This window comes from Sphingobium lactosutens (assembly GCF_013393185.1).
Classification (GTDB): Bacteria; Pseudomonadota; Alphaproteobacteria; order Sphingomonadales; family Sphingomonadaceae; genus Sphingobium; species Sphingobium lactosutens_A.
Map to the genome: position 1 here is coordinate 1 of NZ_QJQX01000081.1, position 11,501 is coordinate 11,501.

Annotated in this window: 14 protein-coding genes and 1 pseudogene; 9 read left to right on the forward strand and 6 right to left on the reverse strand. The window is 59.9% G+C overall.

Going from position 1 to position 11,501, the window contains the following annotated elements; translation table 11 throughout:
* Positions 1 to 28: 28 nt before the first annotated feature.
* The 4 genes from DM806_RS23630 to tnpA form a co-directional block, all read right to left on the reverse strand.
* Positions 29 to 622, reverse strand: a complete 594-nt coding sequence (locus DM806_RS23630) for a plasmid pRiA4b ORF-3 family protein (protein ID WP_372859145.1) — start codon at positions 620 to 622, stop codon at positions 29 to 31.
* On the reverse strand, positions 619 to 2,214 hold the full coding sequence (tnpC, locus tag DM806_RS23635) for an IS66 family transposase (protein ID WP_179045611.1): 1,596 nt from the start codon (positions 2,212 to 2,214) through the stop codon (positions 619 to 621). Before tnpC ends, DM806_RS23630 begins: the two co-directional genes overlap by 4 nt.
* A gap of 67 nt (positions 2,215 to 2,281) precedes the next feature.
* The gene (gene tnpB / locus DM806_RS23640) at positions 2,282 to 2,638 is read right to left on the reverse strand and encodes an IS66 family insertion sequence element accessory protein TnpB (protein ID WP_256869459.1); all 357 of its coding nucleotides are present in this window, start codon (positions 2,636 to 2,638) and stop codon (positions 2,282 to 2,284) included.
* A complete protein-coding gene (gene tnpA, locus DM806_RS23645) occupies positions 2,635 to 3,027 on the reverse strand; it encodes an IS66-like element accessory protein TnpA (RefSeq protein ID WP_179045612.1) in 393 nt (130 codons plus the stop codon). Before tnpA ends, tnpB begins: the two co-directional genes overlap by 4 nt.
* 422 nt (positions 3,028 to 3,449) lie before the next feature.
* Here tnpA and DM806_RS23650 point away from each other — a divergent pair, with 422 nt between their 5' ends.
* The 9 genes from DM806_RS23650 (at position 3,450) to DM806_RS23685 (ending at position 10,189) form a co-directional block, all read left to right on the forward strand.
* Positions 3,450 to 3,914 (forward strand): nuclear transport factor 2 family protein, encoded by a 465-nt coding sequence (locus DM806_RS23650; RefSeq protein ID WP_179045613.1) that lies wholly within the window; start codon positions 3,450 to 3,452, stop codon positions 3,912 to 3,914.
* Positions 3,911 to 4,492, forward strand: coding sequence for a TetR/AcrR family transcriptional regulator (locus DM806_RS23655; protein ID WP_179045614.1), 582 nt, complete (start codon positions 3,911 to 3,913; stop codon positions 4,490 to 4,492). Before DM806_RS23650 ends, DM806_RS23655 begins: the two co-directional genes overlap by 4 nt.
* Before the next feature lie 367 nt (positions 4,493 to 4,859).
* Positions 4,860 to 5,390, forward strand: a complete 531-nt coding sequence (locus DM806_RS23660) for a hemerythrin domain-containing protein (RefSeq protein ID WP_179045615.1) — start codon at positions 4,860 to 4,862, stop codon at positions 5,388 to 5,390.
* Positions 5,391 to 5,463: 73 nt separating this feature from the next.
* On the forward strand, positions 5,464 to 7,542 hold the full coding sequence (locus DM806_RS23665) for a catalase (protein ID WP_179045616.1): 2,079 nt from the start codon (positions 5,464 to 5,466) through the stop codon (positions 7,540 to 7,542).
* Positions 7,543 to 7,564: 22 nt separating this feature from the next.
* Positions 7,565 to 7,798 (forward strand): hypothetical protein, encoded by a 234-nt coding sequence (locus DM806_RS23670; RefSeq protein ID WP_179045617.1) that lies wholly within the window; start codon positions 7,565 to 7,567, stop codon positions 7,796 to 7,798.
* A 109-nt stretch (positions 7,799 to 7,907) separates the two neighbouring features.
* Positions 7,908 to 8,126 (forward strand): hypothetical protein, encoded by a 219-nt coding sequence (locus tag DM806_RS27635; protein WP_306294796.1) that lies wholly within the window; start codon positions 7,908 to 7,910, stop codon positions 8,124 to 8,126.
* A gap of 87 nt (positions 8,127 to 8,213) precedes the next feature.
* Positions 8,214 to 8,591 (forward strand): transglutaminase-like domain-containing protein, encoded by a 378-nt coding sequence (locus DM806_RS27640; protein ID WP_306294797.1) that lies wholly within the window; start codon positions 8,214 to 8,216, stop codon positions 8,589 to 8,591.
* Positions 8,592 to 8,647: 56 nt separating this feature from the next.
* Positions 8,648 to 9,169, forward strand: a complete 522-nt coding sequence (locus DM806_RS23680; protein ID WP_256869460.1) for a PRC-barrel domain containing protein — start codon at positions 8,648 to 8,650, stop codon at positions 9,167 to 9,169.
* 306 nt (positions 9,170 to 9,475) lie between these two features.
* Entirely contained in the window at positions 9,476 to 10,189 is a 714-nt protein-coding gene (locus DM806_RS23685) for a Crp/Fnr family transcriptional regulator (protein ID WP_179045637.1), read from the forward strand.
* A 394-nt stretch (positions 10,190 to 10,583) separates the two neighbouring features.
* Here the strand turns inward: DM806_RS23685 and DM806_RS23690 are convergent, their stop codons facing one another.
* Positions 10,584 to 11,036 carry a PA2169 family four-helix-bundle protein gene (locus DM806_RS23690; RefSeq protein ID WP_179045618.1) on the reverse strand — a complete coding sequence of 151 codons (453 nt, stop codon included), beginning with the start codon at positions 11,034 to 11,036 and terminating at the stop codon, positions 10,584 to 10,586.
* Between the two features lie 177 nt (positions 11,037 to 11,213).
* Positions 11,214 to 11,501 (reverse strand): annotated as a pseudogene (locus tag DM806_RS23695) (transposase); the annotation flags it as partial.

Below are 11,501 nucleotides of genomic sequence, written 5' to 3' on the forward strand. Positions count from 1 at the left end.
CGACGGAAGGCGGCATTGACGCGGCCTATCAGGCTTTCCGGCGTGTCCGTGGCGCCCATTTTTTCGCGAGCGCTTCCAGCCTTGCCTCGATCAGGGGGATATCAGGCTTGGCGTTGGGATCATGGTCGTCGCCAAGGGTTTCCAGCGCCTCTTCATGATATTCATGCTGAGGATCGCCGAGCGCTTCGAGCTTTTCGGCATAGCCCCATGGTCCGCCACAGTCCTCTGGCGGCCGCATGCCTATTGCATCGAGGATGAGCGGATATGTCAGGTGCGGGCTGGCCGCGCTGACGCACTCGATCTTCACGCTATGCTCCCAGGCGTCGCCAAAGTCGTAGAGATATCGGAAGGTCTTGCGCCTTGTATCCGCCAGGACCTGGGCGAGAGTGGCCTTACGGGCGTCGAGCGGTCCGTCGAAGCCATATTCAGGATCAGGGATGCCAAAGCCGGTCTGCCCGAAGCTCATTTCCCACAGGTGAGAGTCCGTCCATGAGAAGGCGGTCTGGATGACGGTGTGCAGACGGTCCAGGCGGATATTGAGCGGCACCTCCAGCGTTCGGCTGACGGCCGGTGTGACATCGTCCAGCGTAATCTTCATCCGCACGACAGTGCCGTTGCTCACGCAGCCTTCTCCAGATCGTTGGTCAGCCTCGATGTCTGCCATTTCCACGGCAGGAAGTCATCGATCCGATTGATCGGGTGGTTGCCGATGCGTTCGATGACGTCGGTGAACCAGGCTTCGGGCTCGACGCCGTTTAGCCGGCATGTGCCCGCCAGGGAGTAGAAGAGCGCGGCGGCCTCTCCACCCTTCATGGAGCCGACGAACATCCAGTTCCGGCGCCCGAGCGCAACACCGCGCAGGGCGTTTTCCACCAGATTGTTGCTGATCTCGAGCCGACCGTCGTCGCAGTAGCAGATCATGGCCTGCCAGCGATTGAGCGGATAGCGACACGCACGCGCCAGATTGCTGTCGGACGACAGGCCGCGGTTCTGGGTTTCGAGCCACACGCGCAAAGCCTCCAGCTTCGGCACCGCCTTGATCTGGCGGATGCGTCTCCGCTCATCGGGTGGCGCACCCTTGATATCGCGCTCGATGGCGAAGAGTTCGGCGATCCGCACGACCGCCTCCGCCGCGATCGGTGACGGGCTCTTTTCCAGTATGTCGGTAAATTTCCTGCGACTGTGACTCCAGCATCCAACTTCGACGATGTCCCTGGGCGCCTTGGTTTTGGGGTCGCGGTAAAGCGCGTTATAGCCCGCAAAGCCGTCCGCCTGGAGATACCCCTGATAGCCGACGAGATGTTCTGCCGGATGCGCTCCGCCACGATCTGCGCTGAAGCGGAAGGCTACGGCAGGCGGGCTCATGTCACCGCTTGAGCGATCATCACGCAGATATACCCAGAAGTGCCCAGTCCGGCTGCCATCGCCATTGCTCAGCAGCGTGACCGGCGTGTCGTCACCATGGATCTTGGCGGCCTCCCGGATATAGGCGAACAGCCGCTCGCCCAGTGGCGCCAGCAGCCATGCCAGTTTTCGCGCCCAGCGGCTCATCACATCCCGATCGATGTGAAGCCCCACCCGTCGGAAGATTACCGACTGCCGGTGCCAGGGCTGGTGATCGACAAAGCGATTGACGACGAGGTGGGCCAGCAGGGCGCTGCTCGCCATCACCTTGGGCAGCGGCAGATCGACAGCGTGCGCTTGTCTGATTTGTTCGCAGGATCGGCACGCCAGCCTGGGCCGGACATGGCGTATGACGCGGAAGCGCGCCGGGACATAGTCGAGAACCTCAGTGACGGCCTCGTCGATCTGCACTGACGGTCCATTACAACCGACACTGCACGGGCCGGGCTGATGATCAACGGTCTGACGCGGGAAGTGTGCGGGAAGCGGAACGCGGCCGCCGGGTTTGCGGGCCGATTTCATCACGGGCGGCGCTGACACCTCATCGTTTGCCGGTTCCGGGGCTTCGACCTCCTCGAACATCAGCCGCAGCTGGGCGATATCCATTTTCTCGGAGCTGCGGCCGAACTGGACGCGCAGCAGCCGCGCGACACGATGCTCGAGCTTTTCGATCCGTAAGGTCTGGGCTTTGACGGTGGCTTGCGCCGCCGTCAGTTCGGCCCGTTCCTGCTCCATGACATCAGCCATCTCCAGCAGCATTTTCTGCAGGAGAACCGGGTCTGTGGGAAGGCGATCAAGGGCGAACCGCATGCCGCCGATAATAGCGCAAGCCCACGGTAAATCCTACATAAAATGGCGGTTTTCCTGATCTTTTTGGCTATGCGAGCCTCGGCGTGATCACCTCGTCGTGGACGATCGCCTGCTTCCAGTTCAGCCCTTCGACGAGCATCGCAAGCTGAGCGGCCGACAGCCGGAGCGCGCCCTCATGAGCACGGGGCCACACGAACTTTCCGCGCTCGAGACGCTTTGCATACATACATAGCCCTGAGCCGTCCCAGACCAGGGCCTTCAACCTGTCGCCCCTTTTCCCGCGGAACAGGAAAACCGCCCCCGAGAAGGGATCAAGCTGAAGAATATTGCGGATCTGCGCCGACAGCCCGTCAAACCCCTTGCGCATGTCGCATGGCGCCAGCGACAGATAGATTTTTGTCGAAGGCGGGAAAGCCAGGCTCAATGATCCAGCTCCCGCAAGACGTCCAGCACCTGTTTCAGGGCGGCCCGATCGACCTCGCTATCAACCAACACCGTCAGGCCGCATCGTCCGCGAACCTCAATCCGCCCTGGTTCCCCGGCTTTGGCCGACCGCGAAGACGATGTTAGTTCGACCGGCACGAAGCCTGCCATCGCTCCGCGGAGCAGTTGTTTACGCCAGGTGTAAAGCTGGCCTGTACCTATCCCATGCCGCCGGGCCACGGCCGATACGACGACGCCAGGTACCGTCGTCTCCTTCAGGATCGCCAGCTTCTCCTCGTCGCTCCAGTTTCGACGCCGCTCCACCCGTACAAGCGCTCCGCCATCACCGCGACCGCTCATACGAGGCTCGTTTGACTGCTCGATATCCACTCTCTCGCCTCCTCAAAGGCCGCGAGCTTTCCTATTCCAGTGCCGGCAACAAGGCCTCGTTCCGTCGGCGCTTACGGATCGGCAGGGCGGTCGCCAGCTACAGCCGCTCGCTGGCCACTACCCTGCCATCAAGCTTTCTCAGCGGACCTGCACCCGCTCTTCCTGCGCCGAGCGATGCTTTGGCGCACGTTCGCATACCTCAGCCTTAGAAAATGCAGCGTCGTCCATCGAGTGGACCAGCACGCCGATCTGCCGCATGAAAAATCACTTGTACCTATCAGTACAAGATTGTACTGATAGGTACAAGTGATCAAACCCGTCGGGGAATCGAATGAACCGCCGCAATTTCATAGCTGCCCTTCCTGGCGGCCCTTGCGGCCCCGGCGTTTGCCAAGACCCTTCACATCTTGAAAGGAAATGAAATGTCCCGTCCTCCGCTGCCCCCATTCTCCCACGATAGCGCTGTCGAGAAGGTTCGTCTGGCCGAAGATGGCTGGAACACCCGCGATGCCGCCAAGGTCGCCTTGGCCTACACGCTCGACACGCGCTGGCGTAACCGCGTCGAGTTCGCGACCAACCGCCAGGAGGCACAGGCCTTCCTTGAGCGTAAGTGGAACAAGGAACACGAATACCGGCTTATCAAGGAGTTGTGGGCGTTCACCGGCAACCGTATTGCCGTGCGCTATGCTTACGAGTATCGCGACGACGCCGGACAGTGGTACCGCGCCTACGGAAACGAAAACTGGCTCTTTGCCGAAGATGGACTGATGTCAAACCGCCACGCCAGCATCAACGAGATGCCGATTAAGGAATCGGAACGGCTGTTCTTCTGGCCACTCGGACGCCGTCCGGATGACCACGCGTCGCTGAGCGACCTCGGCCTTTGAGTACCAAGCGCGCCCTCACCGATCGCGAAAGTGCCCTGCCGGCATTGGCAGAGGCATTCCGCGAGCACGGGTTCGAGGGCGCGACCCTGGCCGCTCTGTCGAAAGCGACCGGCCTGGGCAAAGGCAGCCTCTACAACTTCTTCCCCGGTGGGAAAGATGAGATGATGAAGGCGGTCCTTGAGAACATCGACGGTTGGTTCGCCGACGCGATTTTCTCGCCGCTGGAGAATGTTTCTGATCCGGCAGCGGCTGTTACGGCCATGTTCGACGATGTGACCGCGTATTTCCGCTCTGGAAGACGGGTATGCGTCGTTGGATGCCTCGGGCTTAACTCGTCTGGCGAAACCTTCGCGGTCGAGGTGAAGGATTACTTCGCTCGGTGGATTTCTGCTCTGGCTCACTGTCTCGAAGTGGCAAAGGTCCCACCAGCGATGGCCATGGATCTCGCTGAAGAGGCGATTTCTGGAATACAGGGTGCAATCGTCCTGGCACGGGCGCTTAGTGATGACACGAGCTTTCAGCGGATTGTTCATCGCCTCCAGTCTACCTTGCTCGATGCGATCGGACGTTGCGGCTGACATCCATGCAGCCATGTGATTGTCCGCCGCCGTCGAAAAATACATTCATGCCTATGTTCTCAAGCGGCAGCAATATCCCAGATTCCGCCGATCTCGACCCATTATAGCCGTTCATCCATCGCTATTTGATCCTCAGGTGCAGACAGTCCGCTTTTCCGGTAGCTGTCGACCAGATCGCATCGTTTCTCTTCAGCGAAACGCAGAGCGTTCCCCGAACTGCCAGAGTGTGTGCCCGGATTGATCGAAGTCAGTCGCTATCGGCAGCCCGTGAGAATGATCCGCAACAGTGACGAAGACCCGCCTCGCGCGTTGTGGGAGGCGAGGCAGGAATTGTTTGCCTTGGCTCTCCAAAGCGAAGGAACTTACCATGGCTGACAAGGCATCTGACGCGATAGCGCTCCTGAAGGCGGACCATCGCAAAGTTACGGATCTATTCGATAAATTTGACGCGACCACATCCAAGGCGAAGCAGAAAACTCTCGCGACCGAGATCTGCACCGAACTGGTGATCCACACTATCATCGAGGAAGAGCTGTTTTACCCGGCTCTGAAGGGCAAGATCGACAGTGACCTGCTCGACGAATCCTATGTCGAGCATGATGGCGCCAAGCTGCTGATCAGCCAGATCATGGCTAGCGAGCCCGGCGAGGACTTCTACGAAGCCAAGGTGACCGTACTGTCCGAAGAGATCGAGCATCACGTTCATGAGGAGGAGATGCCCAAGGAGGGCATGTTCGCCCAGGCCCGCGCCACCGAAGTCGATCTGGTCGCGCTTGGCGCAGCGATGGCTGCCCGCAAGGAAGAACTCATGGCTGAGTTCAAGGCAGACGGCCTACCAACCCCGATCGCACGGACGCTCAAACCGGTCGAGATCGAGCTTGGCGAGCCGGTCGCCTGATCGATCCTTTTCCCTGGATGCTCAGCAATGGGTGACCGTTCCCCTGTCTGACCTTGAATGATTGGAGCAGCTTGTGACCAAGCCCCCGAAAACCGCACAGACCGCCGGCGGTGAAACCCATCAGTCCGCCGAAGATCTGGGGGTGGACGCCCTGACCACCAATCATGGCGTCCCAATCTCCGACAACCAGAATTCGCTGAAAAGCGGCACACGCGGCCCGACGCTGCTCGAGGATTTCGTGCTCCGCGAGAAGATCTTCCATTTCGATCACGAGCGGATTCCCGAGCGCATCGTCCACGCCCGCGGCTCCGGTGCGCACGGCGTGTTCGAGGCGACCGACGACATTTCGGACCTGTCGAAAGCCGCGGTGTTCACTAAAGGCGAGAAAACCGAAGTGTTCGTGCGCTTCTCGACCGTCGCTGGCGGCGCGGGCTCGGTCGACACACCGCGCGACGTGCGCGGCTTCGCGGTCAAATTCTATACCCGCGAGGGCAATTGGGATTTGGTCGGCAACAACATACCGGTGTTCTTCATTCAGGATGCGCTCAAATTCCCCGATCTCGTGCATGCCGTGAAGATGGAGGCCGATCGCGGCTACCCTCAGGCCGGCAGCGCACACGACACCTTCTGGGACTGGGCGTCGCTGATGCCCGAGACCACGCACATGCTGATGTGGGCGATGTCCGACCGCACGCTGCCGCGCTCTTTCCGCACGATGGAAGGTTTCGGCGTCCATACTTTCAAGCTGGTCAACGCGGCTGGCAAGGCCAGTTTCGTGAAATTTCACTGGAAGCCACGGTTGGGCTTGCAGTCGACGATCTGGGACGAAGCGCTCAAGCTCCAGGCCGCTGACAACGATTATCATCGCCGCGACTTGTTCGAGGCGATTGACACCGGTGATTATCCTCAATGGGATCTTGGCATCCAGGTCTTCGATGAGGCATTCGCCAACGCGCAGCCCTATGACGTGCTAGATGCGACAAAACTCATTCCAGAGGACGACGTGCCGGTGCGCCTGATCGGCACCCTGACCTTGAACCGAAATGTCGATAACTTCTTCGCCGAGACCGAGCAGGTGGCTTTCCTGCCGTCGAACATTCCGCCGGGCATCGACTTCTCGAACGACCCGCTGTTGCAAGGACGTCTATTCTCCTACCTCGACACGCAGAACTCGCGGCTAGGGACCACCAACTTCCACCAGATTCCGATCAATGCGCCGCGCTGCCCGTTCGGCAATTTCCAGCGCGATGGGAAGATGCAGACGAAGGTCCCCAAGGGCCGTGCCAACTACGAACCTAACAGCCTTGCCGATCATGGCGAGGACGGCGGGCCGCGCGAAAGTCCGGCAATTGGATTTTCGACGGTAAATGCCGCTACCGGAACAGACGAGAGCGGCGACAAATTGCGCGTGCGTTCGGAAAGTTTTTCAGATCACTATAGCCAGGCAAGACTGTTCTATCGGTCGCAGACCGAGGCCGAACAGGCGCATATTGCGTCGTCCTTCGTGTTCGAGCTGTCGAAGGTCGGCCTGCTCGAACAGGTGCCGGGCCGGATGGTCAGCAATCTCCTCAACGTGGATGAGGACTTGGCGAAGCGCGTCGCGGCGGGTCTGAACATTCCCCTGCCGATGAAGGCGCCCGCCGCTAAAGAGCCGATCGACATGGAACCGTCCGATGCACTGTCGATCCACAAGAATATGAAGGCAACGCTCGAAGGCCGCGCGGTTGGCGTGCTCATTACCGATGGGACGGATGCCGACGAGCTGGCAGCAATAGTCGAAAAGGTGAGGAAGGCCAAGGGCAAGGCGGTGATTGTAGCGCCAAAGGTCGGCGGCGCGAAGCTGTCGGATGGCACCCAGCAGAAGGCCGACGGACAGCTTGCTGGCACACCAAGCCAGATCTTCGACGCGGTGGGAATTATCCTCTCGGAGGATGGCTGCGCTGCGATGCTGAAGGAAGGCGCGGCGGTCGAGTTCGTGATGAACGCCTTCGGCCATCTCAAGGCGATCGGTGCGAACGATGCGGCGCAGCCCTTGCTCGACAAGGCTGGGGTGGTGCCCGACGACGGTGTGACCGGTCTCGATAGCAAGTTCGTGAAAGCAGCTGCCCAGCGCTTCTACGCGCGTGAACCCTCGGTACGTACGCTCGCATGATGCTCTGTTTCAGGAATTTGCCATGATCGATCCTTTTAATGCTTGGAGCCGGATGTCCTCGGCCGGGTTCGAGATTCAGTCGACTTGGCTGCGCGGCATCGAGACGATGCAGGCTTCGGGATCGGTGATCGGCGCGCGCACCGACATGATGTGCGGCGTGCCCCAGGCCGGCGACCTCACGGAATATGCGCGGCTGGTTTCGGAGAAGGTCGAGGCGTTCAGTCGCAGCGCGCAGACCGTGATGAGCGCCGCCTGAAACGCGCCCGGCCACGATGAGCCTCGTGATCCATACCAAGCTCGACTACTGGTTCGAGCAGTCGACCGACGTGCTGCTACAACTGGAAGCCGCCGCGATCCCCAAGTAGGTGATCGAAACTGCGCTCATCGACATCACGCCGACCGAGCATTCCGCGCGCGTGGCGTCGCACGACCTGATCGGCGAGCGCATCTGGCTGCGCGTGCAGGGCCAGCTTTTGGTCGACTATCGTGCCACGGTCCGGATTGAACGCATCTTCGACAACTGTCTGGATCTGCTAATGGTGCCACCACACCAGCTTACCGACGAAACCTTCCAGCATCTGTGAGCGTCACGCTATTGCCCGTCCGACCAGTTCGAAACATTCGTCGAAACCGAATTCTGCCGCCTCGAAGGCGGGGCGAAGATCATCGGGATGCGCGATTGGATAGCGCGCTACTTCGCCTATGTACACGGAGTCAGCGACCGTGAGACCACAGCGCTCGATACCTTCGTCAAACGCCAGGGCATCTGCCGCGACTATGCCCATGTCATGATCACCTTCGCCCGCGCTGCCGGCATCCCCGCACGGATCGCCAATGTCTATGCGCTCGCGGTCGAGCCGCCCGACTTCCATGCAGTCGCGGAGGTGTTCGTCGGCGGCGAATGGCATCTGGTCGATGCAACCGGCATGGCCAAGGAACGCGATATGGCCAAGATTGGCGTCGGGCGCGATGCCGCCGACGTCGCCTTCCTGGTAGCGTTCGGCACCGCCGTCATGCACAGCCAGAGCGTCCAGGTCTCGGCCGCCTAATGTGGGGCGAGGTCGCCGGTTGGATCGCGCCCATTGCGACAATGATCGCGGCGGTGATGACGGTCGCCAATCTCGGAGCGCGGGTGACGGGCTGGGGGTTCGTCATATTTGCGGTCGGGTCGATCGCCTGGGCATGTGTCGGTGTGTCGAGCGGTCGGATCAATCTGCTCGCGACCAACGGCTTTCTCACGCTCGTCAATCTGGTCGGCATCTGGCGCTGGCTCGGACAGCAGCGCGCCTATGATGATGGCGGGGATTCCGCGAAATCGGCCAGAATGCAGGCATCAGAGCCCTCGCTATTCACTGCGATCAAAATCGCCGCCATAGCGGTAGTCGATGATCGCGGCGAGCCGGTCGGGACCGGGGTCGAGGCACTCATAGCCTGCGCAAGCGGCGAGATCAGCTATGTGGTGGTAGCGAGCGGCGGTATCGCAGGCGCCGGCGAGGAACTGCGAGCCGTTCCACACAATGAGGTGAGGTTCGCCTGCGAACAGCTGTCGTTGACAATCAGCGTGGCGGCGTTCGGCGGGCTGACGCCGCTTGCGGACGGTGACTGGTCGGCCGAAGTCCGGTCGTGAGCAGGTCCCAGACGCGCACGATCAGCGCTTCGCGGGGTCAGGGCTTGCGCACGAATTGTCCGGTTAGGGATTTGCTCGTACTTCAGACGATGATTGCCCTAGCTCAGCAACAACCGGATGTGCGGCCCGCCTTTCTTGCAAGGCGTACATCCGATTTATCCAGCGGTTCCTGGATCGATCTTGCATCTTTCTGCATCGCCCATCATTGCTCCTAGTTGCGAGGGATACGGCCTGATAGAACAGCAACATCAACAGCCTTCGGTGGTGCCCAGCGAGCAAGCATGCGTGCTCGATAGGATGGATGCTATGTCGATATTCAATGATTTCCTGCTCAATCGTCGCCGTGATGACCTGTCAGCAGATGATCTTATGGCGCTGGAGGCCAGCGTCCATTCCGTGAAAGACGTACCGGCACGCCATAGCCTGGCAATTTCAAAACAATCGATCACGGTTAGCACCTATCTGATTGAAGGCTTCATTTGTCGCTATATGGATGATCGGGAAGGCATCCGTCAGCTGGTTGCGGTGCATGTAGCGGGTGACTTTGTCGATCTTCATGGATATCCATTGAAGCGTCTGGACCATGATGTGGCGACACTTGGTCCCTGCAAGATCGCCCAAGTGCGACACGAAGCGCTCGACCAGCTTGTCAGGGACAAGCCCAATCTCACGAAACTGCTTTGGTTCAGCACGCTTCTTGACGCAGCTATGCATCGCGAGTGGATATTCCGCCTGGGCCGTCTTGATGCCGTTGCTCGTGTCGGTCATTTCTTCTGCGAGATAGAAGCAAAATTGCGCGCTGTTGGGTTGAGCGACGGCAGGATGTTTTCATGCCCATTGATCCAGCCCGACATCGGCGAAGCGTGCGGGATGACCGCTGTCCATATCAACCGGATGCTCAAGGAACTGAGAGAGCGCAAATTGATGCAAATCCAGCGCGGCCATGTCACAATATTCGATCTGCCGGGGTTGCGACAACTCAGTGAATTCGACCCATGCTATCTGTTCATACGGGAATGAAGGAACCCTTGGTTGGCGCGCGTCCACTGCTGATGCAGTGATGGAGACAATATGCGCCAGCCAAGTGTTTATGAGGAAGCAAGGCTTTTGCAGAAGAGGGGCAGGTCATGCTCGACGGACCGGATGGCGTTGCCGTGAGTATGACGCCTGATGCTGCTGAAGACACTGCAAGGAAACTTCTACGGGCGGCACGGCAAGCAAAGGCTCAGATTTCGCTGCATATTCTGCACGAACGAGTATGTCTTGGTCCCATTTTTCGGAGATGTCGGCCCGGGTCGTTTCGCGAGCCTTGAGAGCCCAAGCGACGGATCAGCGGAAGGCGCAACCGTTGAACCTGCACGCCGATCCACCCTCATAGGGTTATAGAGGTGGTGTTTCCCCCGCCACTCGTTTTTCAGTTCCGCAGCGCGTGCTTCAAGTCGCGCATCTCGTCGTGCCCTTCCTTTACGGAGGCATAGGCGGTCTCGATCAGCGAACGGACCGCTGACGACAATTCCTTATCCTGGAGAGCATCCTCGAACTTCGCCTTGATATGATCCTCGCCAGCCTCGACTTCGTTGACAATCGTCTTGTCGTCATGGCCCGTTACCGCCGCCTTGAGGTTGATGAACAGGCGGTGCGCGCCGGCCAACATAGTGCCATCGTCTTCAGGTTCGCCGCCAAGCGCCGCGACCTCCTGCTGCAGACGTGTCACGACCTGCTGGCGCTCGCTCGCGCGCGAGGTGAATAGCGCACCATAGCGGCCGGTCTCGCTCTCCTTGGCCGCCTCGCTATAGCCTTTCATGCTGTCGAGCGTGGTGGCGATGAGGCCGTTGAGAGTGGAAATGTCATGGTTGTTCTCGGACATGATGGTTCCTGTCTTTTAGAAGGACGGCGCTGGGGCAAAACCGCCGACAATCCCAACGTAGGGCCAACGGGAAAGTCGCATAGATTTACCCATGCTGATTTGGATCAGTACGATTTCAGTGCCGGGGCAGGTGCCAGAATGGCATTGCCGAACATTGTGCCGGGATGACCTCCACCATCGGTGCGCCTTCAGATGCGTCGCATCGATCATCAACTGGTCAGGCTTGCCGCCTTGCGCCGAAAGGGCGGAGCAAATCTTGTTGAACACCCCGAGCCGGCTCCACCGGATGAAGCGATTATAAATCGTCTTCGGCGGACCATAGTCGGCCGGCGCATCGCGCCATCGCAAGCCATTCCTGATCACGAAGATGATACCGCTGATAATCCGACGGTCGTCCACCCGTGGCACGCCGTGCGACAGCGGAAAATATGGCTCGATCCGGCGCATCTGCGCCTCCGACAGCCA